20 protein-coding genes are annotated in these 19,892 nt (G+C 61.9%); 2 read left to right on the forward strand and 18 right to left on the reverse strand.

Annotated features, from left to right (window positions below; genetic code table 11):
- Nucleotides 1-42 precede the first annotated feature (42 nt).
- The gene (gene folD / locus ACXAF5_RS05040) at nucleotides 43-945 is read left to right on the forward strand and encodes a bifunctional methylenetetrahydrofolate dehydrogenase/methenyltetrahydrofolate cyclohydrolase FolD (RefSeq protein WP_239324840.1); all 903 of its coding nucleotides are present in this window, start codon (nucleotides 43-45) and stop codon (nucleotides 943-945) included.
- A gap of 88 nt (nucleotides 946-1,033) precedes the next feature.
- Here the strand turns inward: folD and pdeM are convergent, their stop codons facing one another.
- The 15 genes from pdeM to ACXAF5_RS05115 form a co-directional block, all read right to left on the reverse strand.
- Nucleotides 1,034-1,699, reverse strand: coding sequence for a ligase-associated DNA damage response endonuclease PdeM (gene pdeM, locus ACXAF5_RS05045; protein WP_474945765.1), 666 nt, complete (start codon nucleotides 1,697-1,699; stop codon nucleotides 1,034-1,036).
- 17 nt (nucleotides 1,700-1,716) lie between these two features.
- Nucleotides 1,717-4,134: a ligase-associated DNA damage response DEXH box helicase gene (locus ACXAF5_RS05050; protein WP_474945766.1), complete on the reverse strand. Its 2,418-nt coding sequence runs from the start codon at nucleotides 4,132-4,134 to the stop codon at nucleotides 1,717-1,719.
- A gap of 267 nt (nucleotides 4,135-4,401) precedes the next feature.
- Nucleotides 4,402-5,709 carry an ATPase gene (locus ACXAF5_RS05055; protein WP_474945767.1) on the reverse strand — a complete coding sequence of 436 codons (1,308 nt, stop codon included), beginning with the start codon at nucleotides 5,707-5,709 and terminating at the stop codon, nucleotides 4,402-4,404.
- A 196-nt stretch (nucleotides 5,710-5,905) separates the two neighbouring features.
- Nucleotides 5,906-6,403, reverse strand: a complete 498-nt coding sequence (locus ACXAF5_RS05060) for a prepilin peptidase (RefSeq protein WP_474945768.1) — start codon at nucleotides 6,401-6,403, stop codon at nucleotides 5,906-5,908.
- 13 nt (nucleotides 6,404-6,416) lie between these two features.
- On the reverse strand, nucleotides 6,417-7,268 hold the full coding sequence (locus ACXAF5_RS05065) for a tetratricopeptide repeat protein (RefSeq protein ID WP_474945769.1): 852 nt from the start codon (nucleotides 7,266-7,268) through the stop codon (nucleotides 6,417-6,419).
- 36 nt (nucleotides 7,269-7,304) lie between these two features.
- Entirely contained in the window at nucleotides 7,305-7,913 is a 609-nt protein-coding gene (locus tag ACXAF5_RS05070) for a tetratricopeptide repeat protein (RefSeq protein ID WP_474945770.1), read from the reverse strand.
- 10 nt (nucleotides 7,914-7,923) lie between these two features.
- Nucleotides 7,924-8,910: a type II secretion system F family protein gene (locus ACXAF5_RS05075; protein WP_474945771.1), complete on the reverse strand. Its 987-nt coding sequence runs from the start codon at nucleotides 8,908-8,910 to the stop codon at nucleotides 7,924-7,926.
- Between the two features lie 9 nt (nucleotides 8,911-8,919).
- Nucleotides 8,920-9,888, reverse strand: a complete 969-nt coding sequence (locus ACXAF5_RS05080) for a type II secretion system F family protein (RefSeq protein ID WP_239324815.1) — start codon at nucleotides 9,886-9,888, stop codon at nucleotides 8,920-8,922.
- Complete coding sequence (locus ACXAF5_RS05085) at nucleotides 9,888-11,330, reverse strand: TadA family conjugal transfer-associated ATPase (RefSeq protein ID WP_239324813.1); 1,443 nt, start codon at nucleotides 11,328-11,330, stop codon at nucleotides 9,888-9,890. The genes ACXAF5_RS05080 and ACXAF5_RS05085 overlap by 1 nt, the downstream gene beginning before the upstream one ends.
- A 30-nt stretch (nucleotides 11,331-11,360) precedes the next feature.
- Nucleotides 11,361-12,608, reverse strand: coding sequence for a CpaE/TadZ family protein (locus ACXAF5_RS05090; protein ID WP_239324811.1), 1,248 nt, complete (start codon nucleotides 12,606-12,608; stop codon nucleotides 11,361-11,363).
- Between the two features lie 245 nt (nucleotides 12,609-12,853).
- Complete coding sequence (locus ACXAF5_RS05095; RefSeq protein ID WP_239324809.1) at nucleotides 12,854-13,474, reverse strand: OmpA family protein; 621 nt, start codon at nucleotides 13,472-13,474, stop codon at nucleotides 12,854-12,856.
- A 21-nt stretch (nucleotides 13,475-13,495) separates the two neighbouring features.
- Nucleotides 13,496-14,887, reverse strand: a complete 1,392-nt coding sequence (locus tag ACXAF5_RS05100) for a type II and III secretion system protein family protein (protein WP_239324807.1) — start codon at nucleotides 14,885-14,887, stop codon at nucleotides 13,496-13,498.
- Between the two features lie 217 nt (nucleotides 14,888-15,104).
- A complete protein-coding gene (gene cpaB / locus ACXAF5_RS05105; protein ID WP_239363540.1) occupies nucleotides 15,105-15,968 on the reverse strand; it encodes a Flp pilus assembly protein CpaB in 864 nt (287 codons plus the stop codon).
- Nucleotides 15,969-16,109: 141 nt separating this feature from the next.
- On the reverse strand, nucleotides 16,110-16,283 hold the full coding sequence (locus ACXAF5_RS05110) for a hypothetical protein (protein WP_474945772.1): 174 nt from the start codon (nucleotides 16,281-16,283) through the stop codon (nucleotides 16,110-16,112).
- Nucleotides 16,284-16,399: 116 nt separating this feature from the next.
- Nucleotides 16,400-16,582 (reverse strand): Flp family type IVb pilin, encoded by a 183-nt coding sequence (locus ACXAF5_RS05115; RefSeq protein WP_474945773.1) that lies wholly within the window; start codon nucleotides 16,580-16,582, stop codon nucleotides 16,400-16,402.
- Nucleotides 16,583-16,944: 362 nt separating this feature from the next.
- On the opposite strand from ACXAF5_RS05115, the gene ACXAF5_RS05120 reads away from it, so the two are divergent.
- Complete coding sequence (locus tag ACXAF5_RS05120) at nucleotides 16,945-17,760, forward strand: lytic transglycosylase domain-containing protein (RefSeq protein WP_474947800.1); 816 nt, start codon at nucleotides 16,945-16,947, stop codon at nucleotides 17,758-17,760.
- A gap of 175 nt (nucleotides 17,761-17,935) precedes the next feature.
- Here the strand turns inward: ACXAF5_RS05120 and ACXAF5_RS05125 are convergent, their stop codons facing one another.
- The 3 genes from ACXAF5_RS05125 to ACXAF5_RS05135 form a co-directional block, all read right to left on the reverse strand.
- A complete protein-coding gene (locus ACXAF5_RS05125) occupies nucleotides 17,936-18,562 on the reverse strand; it encodes a 3-oxoacid CoA-transferase subunit B (protein WP_239324799.1) in 627 nt (208 codons plus the stop codon).
- 3 nt (nucleotides 18,563-18,565) lie between these two features.
- Complete coding sequence (locus ACXAF5_RS05130; RefSeq protein WP_005639212.1) at nucleotides 18,566-19,270, reverse strand: CoA transferase subunit A; 705 nt, start codon at nucleotides 19,268-19,270, stop codon at nucleotides 18,566-18,568.
- 158 nt (nucleotides 19,271-19,428) lie between these two features.
- Entirely contained in the window at nucleotides 19,429-19,854 is a 426-nt protein-coding gene (locus ACXAF5_RS05135; protein WP_474945774.1) for a VOC family protein, read from the reverse strand.
- Nucleotides 19,855-19,892 lie beyond the last annotated feature (38 nt).

The following is a 19,892-nucleotide window of genomic DNA, read 5'->3' on the forward strand; positions in this document are numbered from 1 at the left end:
GCGCCCGAACGACGGGTCTGCACCGTGACAAGGAACAAAACGATGGCAGCAGAAATCATTGACGGTAAGGCCTTTGCGGCCAAGGTCCGCGGTCAGGTGGCAGAGCATGTCTCCCGCCTGAAGGAAGAGCACGACATCACCCCGGGGCTCGCCGTGGTGCTGGTGGGCGAAGATCCCGCGTCGCAGGTCTATGTGCGCTCCAAGGGCAAGCAGACCGTCGAGGTCGGCATGAACTCCTTCGAGCACAAACTCGATGCGGAGACCTCCGAGGCGGATCTGCTGGCGCTGATCGACCAGCTCAACACCGATCCGGCGGTGCACGGCATTCTGGTTCAGCTGCCGCTGCCGAAACATCTGGACGAGGATCTGGTCATCAATTCCATCGCGCCGGAAAAGGATGTCGACGGGTTTCACATCTCCAACGTGGGTCTGCTGGGCACGGGACAGAAATCCATGGTGCCCTGCACCCCGCTTGGCTGTCTGATGATGCTGCGGGACCATCACGGGTCTCTGTCTGGCCTGGATGCGGTTGTGGTCGGGCGTTCCAACATCGTGGGCAAGCCGATGGCGCAGCTTTTGCTGGGTGACAGCTGCACCGTGACCATCGCCCATTCGCGGACCAAAGACCTGCCGGACGTAGTGCGCCGCGCCGATATCGTCGTGGCCGCCGTGGGGCGGCCCGAAATGGTGCCCGGGGACTGGATCAAGGAAGGCGCCACCGTCATCGACGTGGGTATCAACCGGATCGACGCACCGGAAAAGGGCGAAGGCAAGACCCGTCTGGTCGGGGATGTGCATTATGAGAGCGCAGCGGCACGCGCCGGCGCGATCACGCCGGTGCCCGGTGGCGTGGGGCCGATGACCATTGCCTGCCTGCTGGCAAACACAGTCACTGCCTGCTGCCGTGCCAATAACCTGGCCGAGCCCGAAGGGCTGACCGCCTGAAGCGACGCGACTGCGTCGCGGCCTCCGGCGGAGGTATTTGCAAAAAGATGAAGGAACGGCGTGCCCCATCAGGCGCGCCGTTCTTGCGTTATCGGGGCATCGGGTAGGGCAGGGCGCGCGCTCCGGTCAGAATGGCCAGAGCCTGCTTCTCCATCAGCGCGGTGAGTGCCGGGTCGGTGCTGCGCAGCCCGCCAGTATAGGTGCCGAAGGCCGGCAGGATCAGCCGGTTGCGATCCATGAGGAAGGCCGGGCGTGATTGCCCGCGCAGGCTGGCCTTGGGATGGTAGTGGCCACTGATTTCACCAACGCCCTGCGGGGTCGCGATATGTCGAAAGATCAATGACCCGAGGCTGAATTGCGCCACGGCCTCGCCGCCCAGCGGCGGCGGGGTGGGGTCGTGGTTTCCCTCCACCCATATCCAGTGTCGCCCCTGCATCAGCGCCGACAGGCGGGCCTTGTCCTGGGGGCCAAGGCTCTTGGCCGCGCGATCATCGTCAAAGCTATCGCCGAGACAGATCACCCGTTTGGGTGACAATTCCGCAATCAGCCCCTCCAGCCGGTCCAGCGTATCACGTGTCTCATAGGGGGGCAGCGACACTCCCGTCCGGCGTGCGACCCGCTCGGATTTGCCAAGATGCAGGTCGGAGACCACCAATGTCGTTTCTTGCGGCCACCAGAGCGCACGTGCAGCTAGCGCACAAAGTGCGGCGCCATGAAACGAAAAGGCATAGCCGGCGGATGTTGTCGTGTTCATGCGCGCAGGGAATGGCGTTATTGGGCCAGATCCGCAAGCCCTGACGCGCGCATCAGGGTTTCCGCCTCCTGAGCCATCAACCGTTCGACACCGGCGCCCTTGATCGGGATCTTTCCCACCTCTAGCAACAGCGGCGCTGCAAGAGGAGAGATCCGATGCAGGCGCAGCAGATCGATCCGGTCGCCCACACGATCCATCATGTCCTCGATTCGTCCAAAATCCACCAGCCCGCGCAACGCCTCCTCGCGGGTGATGTCGAGCAGCAGGTGGTCGGGATCGTATTTGCGCAACGTGTCATAGAGGATGTCGGAGGAAAACGTCGCCTGCCGGCCTGATTTTCGCTGTCCCGGCAGGTTGCGCTCGATCAGCCCGGCGATGGTGGCAGCGCTGCGAAAGGCGCGTTTCATGACGGCGTTCTCGGCCAACCAGCCCTCCAGTCCCTCACGCAGGGCGGTGCGATCCAGAAGCGCGTCTGCATCCTGTACCGGTTCCAGACCCCAGATCAGCGTGGCATAGTCAGAGGCCACAAAGCCAAGCGGATCAAGGCCAAGCTCTTCCATCCGCTTTGTCAGCAGCAGGCCCAGGGTTTGTTGCGCGTTGCGTCCTGCGAACCCGTAGGCACAGATATATTCGCGCCCGTCATGGGGGAAACTCTCCACCAGCAGGCGCCCTGCGCGCGGCATCTGCGAGACCTCGCGATGGAGCGTCAGCCATTCGGCGGTGTGGTCAGGTAGATCCGGCCAGTGATCCTGGTTCAGAATGCGCAGAATGCGCTCGGACAGCTGAGTGGAGGTTGCAAATTTGGTGCCGTTGAAGGTGGCGACCTTGGGTTTTCTGGCGGCATTGCGGGTGACCTCGACAGTCATGTCCCGCAGCCCCTCATAGCGCACGATCTGGCCGGCGATCAGGAAGGTATCGCCGGGGGTGAGGGTGGCGGCAAATCCCTCTTCGATCTCGCCGAGTGGTTTGCCGCCCCTGCTGCGGCGCAAGCGGACTTTCAGCGTGTCGGTGTCCTGAATGGTGCCGAGGTTCATCCGGATGCGCGCCGCCGCGCGCGGATCGCGCAACTGCCAGCGCCCGTCCGGGTGCTGCACCAGCCGCTGCCACTGGTCGTAGGCGCGCAGGGCGTAGCCGCCGGTGGCGCAGAAATCGAGGCAGGCGTCGAATTCGGGACGCGTGAGCCCTGCATAGGCCCCGGCGCTGGTGATCTCGGCATAAAGATCATCGGCGGCAAACGCTCCGGCGCAGGCGGCGATCAGGATGTGCTGGCACAGCACATCCCGCGGCCCCGGGGGCAGGGGATCACCATCGAGATCGCCCGCGCGGGCAGCTTCGAGAGCGGCGCGGCATTCGACCACCTCAAAGCGGTTCGCGGGCACCAACAGCGCCTTGGAGGGCGCGTTGTAGCGGTGGTTGGCGCGCCCGATCCGCTGCACCAGCCGCTTGACGTTCTTCGGGGCGCCAATCTGGATCACCAGGTCCACATCCCCCCAGTCGATCCCGAGATCGAGCGAGCCGGTACAGACCACCGCGCGGAGTTCTCCGCGCACCATGGCGCCCTCGACCCGTTCGCGCTGCACCCGGTCGAGCGAGCCGTGATGAATGCCGATGGGCAGCCCCTCGTCATTGGCAAGCCATAGGTTGTGAAAGAAGATTTCCGCCTGCGCACGGGTGTTGTGGAAGATCAACGTCGTGCGGTGTGCGCGGATCTGTTCGAGCACGGCGGGAATGGAATAGGCCGCGCCGCCGCCAGCCCAGGGTGGCGCTTCTGCCACGTCCAGCATGCGAATGTTCGGGGCTGGCCCCGGGTCCGCCATGTAGATCGGGCAGGGATCGGGGTGGCGTGCCAACCGGTTTGCAATCGCGGCCGGGTCATCCACCGTCGCCGACAGCCCGACGCGGCGCAGATCGGGGCAGAGCGCCTGCAGGCGGCTCAGCGCCAGCATCAGCTGATCGCCGCGTTTGCTTTCGGCCAACGCATGGACCTCGTCCACGATCACCCTCTGCAGCCCTTTGAAGGTGCGTGCGGCATCCTCATATGACACCATCAGGGCAAGACTTTCCGGCGTGGTCAGCAGGATATGCGGCGGGTCGGCCCGCTGGCGGCGCTTGCGCGCGGAAGAGGTGTCGCCGGTGCGGTCCTCGATCCGGACCGGCAGGCCCATCTCGGCGACCGGGCCGGTGAGGTTGCGCTTGATGTCGGTCGCCAGCGCCTTCAGCGGCGAGACATAGAGCGTATGCAGGCCGTCATGCATGCCATCGGCCAGTTCGCACAGGGTCGGCAGAAACCCGGCCATGGTCTTGCCGCCGCCGGTGGGAGCGATCAGCAGCGTCGCGGGATCATCCTTGCGGCGCAGCATGTCCTGCTGATGCGGATGTACACTCCAGCCACGACTCGAAAACCAGGACATAATCTGGGGGGGTAGCGTTTCCATGTTCCCCATTTAGTCCGGATCGGTGCCGCGACCAAAGGTTATTTGGATCATGGGAATACGCTGCGCCAGCGAAGGCCTGGACAGGAACCTGACAGGGGTAAATGCCGCTCGCGTCGTCTCCCATGCAGCCTGCCCCCGGGCAGACTGCGGCACCGTGCCGTGGCACGGTGCCGGGCCCAACGGGAGCGGATCAGTACTGATCCGGCGACGGGCGGGAGGCCCCCCTTCGCGGCGTCGGTGTAGCGGGTCGGACTGGTGGTTTTGGGGTTATTTGACGATCGTCTCGTCCTTGACGAACATATTGGCCCAGGCACGATCAATCAGCTCTGGCGACATCTGGTAGGGGATGCCCTCAAACTCGCAGATCGAGATCATCTGGTCGATCAGGAACACCGGCTGATAGTTGGCATAGACATTGTTGATCGTGGGGTATTTGTGCTTCAGCAGATGGACCAGTGCCGCTTCGTCGAGGGGAACACCCTTCTTGCGGGCCACCAAGGCAAAGATCTTGAGGAAGTTCTCCTGATCCGGCCCGTCGATCTTGATTTTGAAGAAGATCCGCCGCAAGGCCGCCTGGTCGAAGATCTCGTTGGGGTGAAAGTTGGTGGAGAAGATCACCAGCGTGTCAAAGGGGACCTCGAATTTCTCACCAGATTGCAGGGCGAGGATGTCCTTGCTCTCTTCCAGTGGCACGATCCAGCGGTTGACCAGCGCCTGGGGGCTTTCGGCCTGGCGCCCGAGGTCGTCGACGATGAATATGCCGCCGGTGGATTTCAGCTGCAACGGCGCCTGGTAGGTGCGCGCGGTCGGGTTGTAGACGAGGTCCAGCATCGACAGGGACAGCTCACCACCGGTGACGACGGTCGGGCGTTCGCAGCAGACATAGCGCTCGTCGAACCGCCGCCGCTTGCGCAGCGCATTGGGGTCGTCTTCTTCCGGTGCAACGGCGTTATGGACGATCGGGTCGTAGACGGTGATGACCTGACCGGCATATTCGATCGCGCGGGGTACAAACACACGATCCCCAAGCGCGTCGCGAATCCCGTTCGAGATCGACGATTTACCGTTCCCCGGCGGGCCATACATCAGGATCGAGCGCCCGGCACTGACAGCAGGACCAAGGTGATCCAGCAGCGTGTCCGGCAGGATCAGGTGCCCCATGGCGGCGGTGAGTTGCTGCCGTGTTACCATGATATTGCGGATCGACTGGCGCTTGACCTGTTCGCGGTAGGTCTCCAGCGGTACCGGCATCGCACCGAAATATTCCGACTGCGCCAGGGCATCCAGCGCCCGGGACTTGCCCGCGTCGGTCAGCTGATAGCCCATTTCGTTGCCGGAGTTCGCATTGAGCGTCCCGGTGGCCTCCAGCAGCTTCTGTTCGCGGGCGATGTCGATCAGCTCCTGCGTCACCGATGTGGGCAGGCAGATCGCTTCCGACAGTTCGGTAACCGTATCGAGGGTCTTGCGGAACATGGTCTTCAGCAGGATGTCCCGCATCATCACCAGCGGCAGCCGCATTTCGGCCAGGCCCTTGGGAGCGGGGGGCGCCATGACGGTCAGGTTCTGCATGTTCATCTTGCGGCGGTTCCTCTGTTGCAATGACGGTCCCATCCTGGCCCGTGGGTCACGCGTTCCCCGGGCCGCGGCGATTGCAACAGAGAATATTCAACACTGTGGCAAGACCACGGCATCGGTGCATCATTTCCACGAAGAGCGAGGCCGATTGTGCGCAAGATCCGGCGCGTTTGGGAGCTCCGCGGGTGTCGCCCTGTCAACCGGAGTAAAAGGCCGCCAGGCAAAGATAGATCGCAAGCGTCGCGCCGAGGCACAGGCCCATGGGAAACTTGCTGCCCGCATCCCAGCTCTTCCAGCCCGGCGCAAAGCGGCGCAGCGGGGTATGGCGGGCAATCCGATGGGCGAGAAAACCGCTCAGGAGGGTGAAGGCAAAGATCACCGCAACATCGGAGAGATCTGCCAGCGCGACATAGGGTGCCGCCGCGCCGGCGAACTTTGCGTCACCAGCCCCCACCAGACCCGCAGCATAGATCAGGAACCCGATGGCCAGCCCGACCGGCAGATGCAGCAACTGCCAGCCGTATTCTGTCCAGCTTGGCATCACCAGCATGCCCAACAGGACATAGAGCGCGGCCAGAGAGTCCACCGTCCAGTTGGGAATGCGCATTTCGCGCAGGTCGGTCAGCGCCACGATAAAGCACAGCGGCGCGACAAAAGGCAGAAACCACAGGGCAGCCTGGGCCGGGAATTGCATTGGGGTGCTCCGATCAGCCGTTTTCCAGCGCTTCGAGCGCGCGTGAGGCGGCTTCGAAATGCTGCGGGTGAGTTTCGATCGCTTCGCGCAGCAAACCCTCGCCGGTATTCACATCGCCCTGTTTCACGGCCGACAGGGCCATGGTGTGCAACAGTTGCGCCCGCTCGACCTGGGTCATCGAGATCACCGGCAGGCTGTAGTTGCGCTGGGCGCCGCGGGCCAGAACCAGATTGTTCTTGGCGGTGAACAGGTTGGGATCCTGACGCAGGGCCTCGCCAAACAGGCGTTCGGCGCCGGTGAAATCACCGCGCGTGAGTTTCGAGTAGCCCCAGTTGTTGAACACGCCGGCAGGGGTCGTGGTCAGCCCGATCGCGGTTTCATAGAAACTGTCGGCGGCTTTCCAGTTCTCTTCGCTGTCTGCAATCATCGCTTCCAGCCGGTAGCGCTTGTAGGTCTCATGCGTCGGCGGCACGGTATCGAGGGTCTTGCGGGCCTGATCCCATTCGTTGGTGCGGATCAGCGCATCGGCGAGGTTCACGCGATCCTCATCGGTGGAGTCGGGCAGCCCTGCCACGCGTTGCCAGGCGGCGGCGGCCTCGGTGTAGCGTTTGGCGCGGATCAGCGAGGTGGCAAGGCCGCGGTGCATGTCGATACGATCCGGGTTTTCGGCGACGCCGCGCTGGAAATAGGACACCGCTTCATTCGGATCGGAGCTGTTCAGGATGACGCTGTTGAGGTTGCTTTCATCGATGACATTGACGTCCTGAAGCGCGCGCTCCACGGCTTCCTTGTCGATTTCCTTGCTACAGGCGGACAGGAACAGTGCCCCGACCAGCCCTGCGGACAATAGACCCATATGGCGCATTTTGCTGCGTCCTTTTCTGCTCTGCCTCTGGCGATGTCACGGTGTCGTCTGGATGCGGTAGACGCCGCCCCCCCTGCGCACCAGTTTAAACTCCTCGCCGGTGGCGGCAGTATGCCCGGGGTTGTCAAGATTTTCGAGGGCCAGCCGCAAATTATCGCGGATTGCGTCACTTTCGCCATTGTCCAGCGCATAGGCGCGCCGCAGGATCTGCTCGGCCTCGGCATGTTTGCCCTGTTCCATCAGGACCACGCCAAGGTTGTTCAGCGCCTCGGGCCATTCCGGCGCGTCCCGGACCGCGCGTCGCAGCAGGTCTTCGGCCTGGCCCAGACGGCCGAGCCCGAGGTTCGCCGTGCCAAGGCTGGACAGCACCTCGGGCGTCAGCCCCTCGTTCAGCGCCGCTCTGTTGAAGGCGTCGATGGCCAGTTCGTATTGCCCGGCGGCCATCAGGCGGTGGCCCACATCCAGCCCGTTCACGGCGTCTTTTGTCGGGTTTACGCCCGGGGCCCAAACGCCTTGATCGTCTGTCAGGGACAGGCCGTTGCGCGCAGGCGCTGATACGCAAGCCGCCACCAGCGCAAGCGCACAGGTGACGGTCGCAGGTGGGATCAGACGAAATAGGTGGGTGCGTCTGGTCCGGGTGGTCATGGTGTTCTTGTCACGGCAAGGTGCCTTGTTTCCCCAGGTTCGAGATCCCCTCGACGGAGGGTCCAACCAGGATGATCAGCAGCGGTGGTACGGTCAGGCCCATTGTGGCAAGGGTCATTTTTGTTGGCAACTTGTTTGCGGCCTCTTCGGCGCGCATCACGCGTTTGTCGCGCATTTCCGCCGCATAGACCCGAAGCGCATCGGCGATCGATGTGCCGAAGGTTGCGGACTGGATCATCACCGTCACAAAGGACGACACGTCCTGCACGCCGCAACGGGTGGCCATGTCGCGCAGTACCTTGTCCTTTTCCTTGCCGGCCTTCATTTCATAAGCGACGATTTCGAATTCTTCCGCCAGTTCGGGGTAGGAGGCGCGCAGCTCATTGCCGACGCGGACGATCGCCTGATCCAGGGACTGGCCGGCCTCCACGCAGACCAGCATCATATCGAGCGCATCGGGAAAGGCGCGGGTGATGGCCTGCTTGCGCTGGTCGATCCGGCGGTTCACCCAATAGCGCGGCAGGAAATAGCTGGCCCCGGCGGGGCCGGCGATCCGCAGGATCATATCCTGCGAGCTGTACTCCATATCGGCGTTCAGCCCGTAGACATAGAACAGGCCAAGCCCGAGCCCGATCAGGCCCAGGGCAAACTGCGCAAAGTGAAACAGCCGCACCGCGTCCTTGGACTGATAGCCTGCCTGGCGCAGCTTGAGTTCCATCGCGGAGAGCTCTTCCTCGTTCTGCGGTTCGAGGAAATTGGCAAACTTCTGCAATTGCTCGTTGCGGTTGGCCTGGCGCAGGCGGTCCTTTTGCGGCGCCGAGGATTGCGTTTCGGACAGGCTGCGCTGAAGTTTCTTCAGCGGGTCTTCCGGCTGATTGAGGATCAGCCCCACCGCCACCGCAACCAGCAGAATGCCGAGGCATCCCAGCGCCAGCAAGGGCCCGAGTTCTCCGAACTGGTTGATCAGAATATCCTGCACGGCGGTCAGCGGGTTCATGGTCGATCCTCAGACTTTGATGTTGGTGAGCATGCGCATCACAAAGATATTGGCGGTCAGCATCACCCCGACCACGAAACAGGCGGGAATGAACCAGGGATGGTCCAGCACGTTGTCGTAGTAGTGGGGATCGTTGAACAGGGTGAACACCAGGCAGAACAGCGGAAAGCCCGAAAGGAACTTGCCCGACCACTGCGCCTCGGCGGTGATCGCCTTCACCCGGCGAAACAGCCGGAAGCGCGCCCGGATCACCTTGGCCAAGCCGGCCAGAACCTCGGCCAGGTTGCCGCCGGACTGCTGCTGGATGGTGACGGCGACGGACAAGAACCGCAAATCCTGCATGTCGAGGCGTTCAGCCATCTCTTTCAGCGCCTCGCCGACGTCGCGCCCATAGGCGCATTCATCGGCGATGATGCCAAATTCGGTCGCCAGCGGGTCCTCGACCTCCTTGGCGACCATCTGAATCGCAGAGGAGAACGGATGCCCCACGCGCAGGCTGCGCACCATCAGTTCGACCCCGTCGGGAAGCTGTTCTTCCAGCACGGCCATGCGTTTCTTGGCCTTGGAGTTTACCCAGACGAAGACCGCGCCGACGCCGATCACGACAGAGGCGAGGGCACGCACGGAGGTATCCGCCTGCGTGCCGATGCTGAGGCCGACAAAGGCAATCCCGCCCAATGCGACCATGATGAGAATCAGCTGCTGCGGCGTGAAGGCAATGGCGGCTTTTTGGGCGCGTTCGGCCAGCAGGGAATAGAGCGGGATCGACTGCGATTTCAGATGCTGTCGCATCTCCTTGCGGAGCTGTTCCAGAACCTGCTCGCGGTTGGCGCCCTTTTCCAGCATTTCCAGCCGTCGGTTGACGCGGCTGTTCAGGCTGATCGATTTACCAAAGGTGACAAGATAGAGCCCTTCGACCAGGACCAGAACCCCGACGAAGATCAGCCCGTAGATAAGTGGTTCAATCCCGATCTGCATCAGCGGGTCTCCATCACGGTTGGTTCATAGATCGAAGGCGGCAGGTCATATCCCCAGAGACGGAAGCGTTCGGAGAAGTGGCTGCGCACACCGGTTGCGGTGAAATGGCCGATGATCTTGTTGTCGGGCGTCAGGCCTACGCGCTGGAAGCGAAAGATCTCCTGCATGGAAATCACATCGCCCTCCATTCCGGTGACCTCGGTGATCGAGGTCATCCGGCGGGACCCGTCCTGCAAACGCGAGGCCTGGACGATCAGATTGACAGCGGAGGCGATCTGGCTGCGCACCGCCTTGATCGGCATTTCGATACCGGCCATGGCGATCATATTCTCAAGACGCGAAATCCCGTCGCGGGCGGAGTTGGCGTGAATCGTGGTCATCGACCCGTCGTGGCCAGTGTTCATCGCCTGCAGCATGTCGATCACCTCGGCGCCGCGGGTCTCGCCGACGATGATGCGGTCGGGACGCATCCGCAGGGCGTTCTTGAGACAGTCGCGCGGCGACACCTCGCCCTTGCCCTCGACGTTGGGCGGGCGGCTCTCCATCCGGCCCACATGGGTCTGCTGCAGCTGCAATTCCGCCGTATCCTCGATGGTGAGGATGCGTTCGGAATTGTCGATGAAGCTCGACAGCGCATTCAGGGTTGTCGTCTTGCCCGACCCGGTGCCGCCCGAGACGATCACGTTCAGCCTGGTGGAAACCGCCGCTTGCAGATATGCAGCCATTTCTTCTGTGAAGGCGCCGAAATTCACCAGGTCGTCGATGCCGAGCTTATCTTTTTTGAACTTCCGGATCGAAACCAGCGATCCGTCGACGGCGATCGGCGGCACCATGGCGTTAAAGCGCGAGCCATCGGCAAGACGGGCGTCCACATAGGGGTTTGATTCATCCACGCGCCGCCCCACAGCAGAGACGATCTTGTCGATGATCCGCATCAGGTGACGCTCGTCCTTGAAGGTGACGTCGGAGAGTTCCAGTTTGCCGCCACGCTCGATAAAGATCTGCTGCGGTCCGTTGACCAGGATATCCGACACGCTGTCGTCTTTCAGCAGCGTTTCCAGCGGCCCGAGGCCGGTGACCTCGTCATACAGCTCCTTGTTGAGTTGCTGCCGGTCCTCGCGGTTGAGGACGATGTTCTTGTCCTGGAGCACTTCGCTCGAAATCGACGCAATCTCGTTGCGCAGGTCCGCCTCGGAGGCCTTCTCCAGCGCGGCAAGGTTCAGGTTTTCGAGCAATTCACGATGCAGCTCGATCTTGATCTCGCCCAGGCGTTCCTTGCGCTTGCGCTCGCGATCCTGGGGGGCCGCCTCGGCCGTCTTGCGCTGGGCGGGACGTCGCAGCATGGTCTTGACGCCTTCGACCGGCGCCTCAACGGGGGCCGCTGCGGGTTTTGGCGCTGCGGCCACGGGTGCTGCGGCCGGTTTCTTGTACTTGGAAAACATCTTGTTACCCCCAGGTGTTCACGTGCCCTTTCAGGCCGCTTCCGCGTCAGACCGCCCCAACTCATGCAGGCTCTTTGCCAGTTTGGCGATTTCCTTGCGCAGAGGGTTCTTTGGTGCGGAGATCGCCAGCGGCTGGCCGTGATCGCAGCTATGAAGAATGGTTTTCCCACCATCCGGCAGCTGGACGTCAATGGAAATACCCAGGCTTTCTGCCAGTCGTTTGACCCGGCTTTTGCCATTCAGGTCGGTGAATTTCGGACCCCGGTTCAGCAGGAAGCGCAGCTTTTCAAAGGGCAGGTCCTCCGATTGCAACGCCCGCTTGACCCGCAGGGCGTTCTGGGCGGACCGCATGTCCAGCTCGATCATCGCAAAATAGACATGCGAGAGGGTGAGCACGGTTTCGGTCCATTGCACCAGCGTGTGCGGCATGTCGATGACGACAAAGTCAAAATGGCTGCGCGCCATTTCCACCACGCGCAGAATGTCCTCGGGGGTGATGAATTCCAGCGGCACCATGTCCGCAGGCGCGGTCAGCACCTGGAGCTTGTCCTGAAAGGACACCAGCGACTGGCCAAAGATGTCTTCATCCATGGCTTCGGTTTCGCTCAGCATCTCCATCACCGCCTCGCGGCGCGGCAGGTCGAGATAGGTCGAGACCGAGCCGGTTTGCAGATCAAGATCCAGAAGGCAGACGCTGGGGCGTTCCGATGGTGTCAGTTCCGCCAACTCCCAAGCGAGGTTGACGGCAAATGTCGACGCGCCAGAGCCGCCGGCCAGACCATGACACACGATGACGGCGCCTTCGCGCTGGCTGTCGGCATGCAGCTTGTGCGCGCGGGCCGGTGCCGCGGGCGTTTGTGCTACAGGCTGTTCCGGCACACGCAGGCGTTCAACCGCCGCCGCCAGCTCCTGTTCAGGGAGCGGGTAGGGGATGAACTCGTCCGCGCCCTGGCGCAGCAGCTTGTGCAATGCGGCCGGGGTCACATCCTCGGCGACCAGGATGACCTTGATGCCGCGCGACTTGGCCTGGGTGATGATTTCCCCCATCAGCGGCAGGTTGCCCTCGTCCTCGGCATCCATGGCGAGGGCCACGAACTCCACGGCTTCTGCTTCGGGCTGGTAGAAGAAGGCAAGCGCTTCGGTGAAGCCAAGGTCCCCCCAGGCTTCGCCCATGACGGTTTCCATGTCCTCGATCAGCAGATCGAAGTTCTGGACGTCACGGCTGATTGTACAGGCTGCGATCGGCGCAGCCTCGCTTTGCGAATTCTCACTCGTCATCGCCAGTATCCCCACATTGTTCGGTCCCGGCTCAATGCCGATGGTGGACCGACGCCGCCCCCACCACAAGGTACACGGCGCCTATGGGATCACTGTCGTTCTCAATCTGGGCGATATTGGGGCCAAAAAACTCCGATTGTAGGGAATGTTAATCATGCCTAACAAAGAGTTTACCGCGACGGGGCTTTGCCTGTGATGTGCCCGCCCGGGACATGACAGGTCGGGATCAGGCCGCCTGAACGGTCTTACTCGTCCAGTCGCGAGTCGGCCCTCAGCGTGGTTTCGGAGACGCCGCTTGCCACATAATCGCGATAGACGATTTGCGCGTATTTGCCATCCAGCTGATTGACGCGGGCCGCGACAAAGCCGCTGACTTCGGTCACCGTCCGGCGATTTCGGCGCTCGCGCTGGTCGGTCAGCACCAGGGGCTGCGTTTCCCCGTAGGAGACCACGGCCTCCAGACGTTTGCGGCTGATCCCGCGGGCCACCAGATAGTTCACCGCGGCGCGCGCGCGGCGCAAGCCCAGCGATTTATTGTAGCCCTGGCTGCCAACCGCATCGGTGTGGCCATAGACCCGGAACCGGACTTCGGGGAACTGGCGAATCCAGTCCGCCTGGCGGTCCAGAACCTGACGCGCTGCCCCATCGAGACGGGCGCTGTCGAAATCGAAGTTGATCGTGCTTGGCACTTCCGACGCAAAGCGCTTGGCCAGTTGCACGCGGTAGCTGCGATCCCCGGACTGGACGGCGGTATTGTTGACGTTGGCCGAGCCGAAATAGGTTTGGTCCAGCGGGGCGCCGGCTTCCTTGTAGGCGCAGGCGCTCGTTGCCAGAGCCAGTCCAATCATTGCCGCGTGTTTCAACATCTGCGCCACCGTTCCTATGCGTTAGTCGAGGAGATAGCCGTAAGAGCCATCAAAGTCCTGGTTTGCCACTTCGCCGGCTGCGCCCGACTGCGTGCGTTCCGTGCGACCAAGCAGGAACAGGTTGCGCTCGCTTGGTGGCTTGATGCGATCCGTGGGCAGCGAGAAGGCCTCGCCACGGGTCGGGGTGACCAGATGGGCGGAGACGATGATGACCAATTCGCTCTGGTTGCGGGTGTAGTCGGCGCTGCGGAACAGCGTGCCGAGAATGGGCACGTCACCGAGCCACGGCACCTGAGCGGCGTTGTCGAGGAACTCATCTTCGATCAAGCCGGCAATCGCAAAGCTCTCGCCATCGCGCATTTCCACGGTCGTGGAGGTTTCGCGGCGGGTGAAGGCATTGATAACCAGCCCCTCCAGGGTGATCGAATTGGTCGGGTCGATCGCCGAAACCGCGGCCTTGAGTTCCAGATTGATAAGATCGCCATCCACCACGCGGGGAATGAAATTCAGTTCGATCCCGAAGGGTTTGAACTCGATGGTCACGACACCTTCGCGTTGGGAGACCGGCACAGGGTATTCGCCACCGGCGAGAAAGCTGGCCTCCTGCCCGGACAGCGCGGAGAGGTTGGGTTCTGCCAGGGTGCGAACCAGACCTTTTTCTTCCAGTGCTTCCAGCAGGACACCAAACTCCACCGATCCGATGTCAAAGCCGATGAAGGTTGCCCCTGCGATACCGTCCCGCGTGGCGATTTCCGGGTTGGCCAGGCCGTTTTCGCCCTGAAGCCAGGTGCCGGTTTCGCCAAGCACATCGGTTGCACCAAATGCCACCGAAGAGCCCAGCGATTTGGAGACCGAGCGCTCCATCTCGGCAAAGCGGACCTTCAGCATCACCTGCTGGACACCGCCGACGGTCATCAGGTTGCTGACCCGGTCCGGCGCGTAGCGCTCCGCCAGGTCGAGGGCGCGCTGCAGGCGCTGAGAACTGGAGACGTTGCCAGAGAGCACAATGCCGTCATTGGCGGTGCGCACCTCGATCTTTTCGTTCGGCAGGATCTGTTTCAGGCGTTGTTTGAATTCGCTCACATCGGCCGCGACCCGCACGTCCACATTGGTAATCAGACGGCCAGAGCCGTCCAGAAGCGTCAATGTGGTCAGGCCGGGCGATTTCCCCAGCACATAGATCGTGCGGTCCGAGAGCGATGAAATATCGGCGATCCCCGGATTGGCGATGCTCAGCTCTGCAAAGGGGACATCCGCCTCGACCACGACAGCCCGGTTCATCGGCACATCAAGCGTGGCGTTGGTGCCCTTCTTAACGACTTTTACTCCCTGCGCCATGCTGGCGTCGGGGAGGGATGCACAGAAAAGGGTCAGCCCGGTCAGGGCCGCCGCAAAAAATCGTCCAATTGACATGTGACCTGCCTTTCCGATCACGCCTCAGAATGCGGGGTCTTGTCGCCCCGATTTTGCACCCAATCTGCGCCAAGTCGTCTTTCATTGCAAGAATCAATGACTTCGCAGTGGTTTTTAACCGAGAGTCGTTGTTGGATCGTGGTCACAACGGCAAACCTCCGCGCCCCGGACAACGGGGGGCGGAGGCTGGTAACCGTCTGAAATAAAACGCAGGCTTTTAGTTGCTGCAGGGGATCGGGATTTCCACAACCTCGGCACCACGGCGGGTTCGGATGGTGCAGACTTTCTCTTCTTCGGCCTGCTGCGGGGCTTCCAGTTCCCCCAATCCCAACAGCGCGCGCTGATCGACTTCGACGAGGGAGGCGATGGTGTCATCCTCGGCGCCAACCAGGGCCAGCGACAAGCGGCCGGTGGATTGCGCCTGCGCCAGGGTGGCAACCTGTTCGGGGCGCGCGGTCACCGTCACGGTTCTGGCGATCACGGCACCATTGACCTCGCCGCCGGCGGACTGGTCCACTGCGATCAGTTCGATATTTGTCTGGATCAGGCGGGTGACCTCTCCGCGACGGTCCTCGCCACGGCGGCGCGGCGGTTCCCCGCTCCAGTAAACGTCGACACGGTCGCCCGGTCGCAAGAACCCGGACACACCGCTGGCGACATCCACACGGATGGCAAAGGCACGCATGCCACGCTCCAGGCGCGATGTGATGCCGGCGTCCTCGCCCGGGTCGGTGACCTTGACCGCCAACAGCGGTTCATTCTTTTCCATCGTCCGCAATACGTAGCGTGCATCCTTCAAGGCGTCGGAGGGAAACAGATCCGTCTCTTCAGAGAATACGCCCTCGGGGAGAGCGTTTTCCGGCCAATTGATCTGGCGCACGTTCTCCTTGGTCAGCTTTTGACCATAGGTAAGTTTCTCATTTGCCACATAGACCGGAACGGTCGGTACTGACTGCTCTCCCTTGGCGCGCTCGCGAGCCAGGGCGATCTGGTGGGCTTCGATATAGTTTTTGGCCATCATGACGGCGCCGCCGGCGAGGGCGACACCCACGATAAGAACAAGTCCGAAAACCGCTCGCATGGTAGTCCCTTTCTGTCGCGCAACCACGACTGTGCCGTTTCAGCCGGAACCTAGGTGCCGTGGGCCGAAGAGGTTGGTATGCTTGGGGCCGTGCAGGAAGACGGCAATGGTGCGTGTTGGGCGATCAGGCGGGCACTCGTGTCAGAATGTCCAGTTGGTCAGATAGGTCGCGATATGCCCTGCAAAGGTTTCGCTCGCATCCAGGATGTTTGTGAAGGTGACGGTCACAAACCCCACCACAAGTGCGACCAGCACGACCCAATCAACGGTAACCGCCCCGTCTTCAAGGACCAGAAAGTTCTTCAACCGCTTCATCACAAGCCTCACAATCCGGTGCCCCCGATGTTGTTCGGGCCGGCGCGGCGACTGTCGCGCGGCCCGAACAAGTGTCTGTAACCCCTAGTTTTTAGAGGTATCAATCGACCTTTGGCTTATTCGCCAACGGTGATGCCGGACAAATAGGACGCGGTGTTGGTCGCCAGCGCGTCGGTACCGGTTTTCAGGTTGCTGATGACAACGCCGGCCAGCAGCACAACGGCGGCACAGAGCACAACCCAGTCCACGGTCACGGCGCCGGATTCGTCTTTGCGGAAGTTTTTGAAGAATTTGATCATGGTTCGTCCCTCCTGAGGATCGATAGAATGTTGGCATCCTGTGGGGCGCTTCATGTCATCTGCTCTCTCACCTTCAGATGACGTCCCGCTTTGGATGTGATTGTTATCTCCAGTCAGCGTGGCAGGAATTGGGCCGAATTCCGGAAACAAGCCCCTTAGGTTAAAAAAATCTTAGCGAATTGGGTAAGTGTTTAATTCTATGGTGTATTTGCCCTGCTTTCCCTGGGGGGGACCTGTCTGCGCCCGGTGAATAAGGAGCAAATGTGGCAAAACCGTCCCAATCGCTGCCGCGGGGCTGGATTTCTGCCGGGCTTTGGCACAGGATTCTCTCTGGCAAGAGGTGGAACGAGAGCGGAAATCGAATGAAGCGGGTGCTGGCAACATGCTGTGGCCTTGTGGTCGCAAGCACGATCTGGGCGCAGGAGCAGGGCGCTCCGGAGCCATTTGCGGATTTCCAGGCCAAGCGAGTCCGGCCGCCGTCTCCGGGGACAGAGAAACGGATAACGGTGCAGATCGATCCCACGGCGGCTGCGGCCGTGTCGGATGAAACGCCAGTGGCCGAGCCCGATGGATCCATCGCGCCAAGTGCTCAGACGCCAAGGTTTGCATGGTTCTGGGATGAGGTCGGCTCGGATCTTGAGCATGCTTCGCCCGGCCGGCTGGAGGACGGGTTGCTGGCACTGGAAGGGCGCGTCGAGGTGCCGGCGCCGCGATTGCAGGATTTGCAGGATCTGATCGCGGAGTACGGCGTGCCCTTGCTGACTGCGACAATCGGGACGGATGTGTCGCCGGCTTTGGCCTTGGCGGTTCTTGTGGTCGAATCCGGAGGAGAGCCGGAGGCGGTGAGCACGGTGGGCGCTCAGGGGTTGATGCAGTTGATGCCGGAAACCGCTGCCCAGTTCGGTGTGGCTGATGCCTTTGACGCTCAGGACAACATCCGGGGCGGAGTCGCATTTCTGGATCAGTTGATGGATGAGTTTTCGGGGGACCCGGTTCTGGTGTTGGCCGGGTATAATGCCGGGGCCGGGGCCGTTCGGGCCCATTCCGGTGTCCCGCCGTTTGCGGAAACCCGAGATTATGTGCCCAAGGTTCTTGCGGCCTATCAATTGACGCGAAACCTGTGCGCGACCCCTCCAATCCTGATTTCGGACGGCTGTGTCTTTGAGAGCATGAACTAGAGGCAGGTTCCGCGGCAGCTCTCTTACACGGCCTGAGCATGCAACCGGCAGGTCGCGTGATCCTCGGTCACTGAGGTGACCGGATCGGATCGCAGAGCGATCCGACCGGGGGGGGGCGCGGAGGGCATTTGCCCTCCGCGCCCCCCCCACCCCTCCGCAGTTGGAGGGAGCACGCTTAGTTGACGAGTGTTGCCTCGGTCGCGGCACGCAGCTCGTCCTCGGTTACGCCCTCTGCGACCTCAACGATTTTCAGCCCGCCTTCGACAACATCCAGAACGCCGAGGTTGGTGATGATGCGGTCCACCACGCCCTTGCCCGTCAGGGGCAGGGTGCATTCCTTCAGCAGTTTGGAGTCGCCATGCTTGTTGGTGTGATCCATGACCACAACCACGCGTCCCACGCCGGCCACCAGATCCATCGCGCCGCCCATGCCTTTGATCAGCTTGCCGGGGATCATCCAGTTGGCGAGATCGCCGTTTTCGGCCACTTCCATCGCGCCCAGGATCGCGGCGGCGATCTTGCCACCGCGGATCATGCCGAAGGAGGTCGCGCTGTCGAAATACGCCGTGCGGCGCAGCTCGGTGATGGTCTGCTTGCCGGCGTTGATCAGGTCCGGGTCTTCCTCGCCCTCAAAGGGGAAGGGGCCCATGCCCAGCATGCCGTTCTCCGACTGGAGCGTGATGTCCTTGTCGCCCACGTAGTTGGCCACCAGCGTCGGGATGCCGATGCCGAGGTTCACATACATGCCGTCTTCGAGTTCCTGTGCCGCCCGTGCGGCCATCTGGTTGCGGTCCCAAGCCATGGATCAAGCCTCCTCACGCGGGCGGGTGGTCACTTTTTCGATGCGTTTTTCGTGCTCGCCTTGGATCAGGCGGTGCACGTAAACGCCGGGCAGGTGGATGTGATCGGGGTCCAGGCTGCCAGTGGGCACGATCTCTTCTACCTCGACTACGCAGACCTTGCCGCACATGGCCGCAGGCGGGTTGAAGTTGCGGGCAGTCTTGCGGAATACGAGGTTGCCGGTCTCATCGGCCTTCCAGGCCTTCACAATCGACAGATCCGCAAAGATACCGCGTTCAAGAATGTATTCCTCGCCGTCGAAGACCTTTACCTCTTTGCCTTCGGCGATCTGGGTGCCAACGCCGGTCTTTGTATAAAAACCGGGGATACCGCAGCCGCCAGCGCGCATGCGTTCGGCCAGGGTGCCTTGCGGATTGAACTCCAGCTCCAACTCGCCAGACAGGTACTGACGCATGAATTCCGCGTTTTCGCCCACGTAGGACGACATCATCTTCTTGACCTGTTTGGTCTGCAGCAGGATGCCGATGCCAAAGTCATCGACGCCCGCATTGTTGGACGCAAAGGTCAGATCCTTGGTGCCCGCCTGTTTGATCGCCTCAAGCAGCAGTTCGGGAATGCCACAGAGACCAAAGCCGCCGGCCGCGATGGTCATGCCGTCGAACAGCACCCCGTCCAGGGCCTCGGCGGCAGAGCCGTATACCTTTTTCATGGAACTCTCCCTTCCATTTCCTCTGGGTCAAGCTAATCGCCCCAGTCGCGCTGTCGAGTCAACGAATACGGAAGGTTCTGCGTATTTCTACCGATGGTGAAACGGGGCCGGGCGGCCCCGTGCCTCCGGCGGAGGTATTTGGCAAAAAGGTGAAGGGATCAGCCGGGGAGGGCTTCGGCGCTGTATTGTGCGGCGAACGCCGGGCTGGGGGCGATGGGCGTTATGACATCGATCAGAACGCCATTGGGATCTTTGACGATGAAATGACGCTGGCCAAAGTCCTCGTCGCAGAGCGGTTTCACCACCTCCAGGCCGCAGCCCGTCAGGCGGGTGTACTCCGCGTGCGCATCCTCGACCTCGAAATTCAGCAACATATGGCTGGTCAGGCCCCGCCCGGTTTCGGGGATTGTCTCATGCCCGCCGTCGAGAATGGCGAGGTTCACGCCTGGATCGGCATCGCATTGCAGGTGGACATACCAGTCCGACGTAAAGGCGGGCGAGAAGCCAAAGTGCTGTTGGTAAAATTGCGCCGTGGCCGCGACGTTCCGCGTCTGGATGACCGGGTAGAATTGAGTGGGTTTCATCTGTCTCTCTCCGTGAGTAACATACAGGCAGTATGTTT

This window comes from Epibacterium sp. ABV4_022 (genome assembly GCF_056159345.1).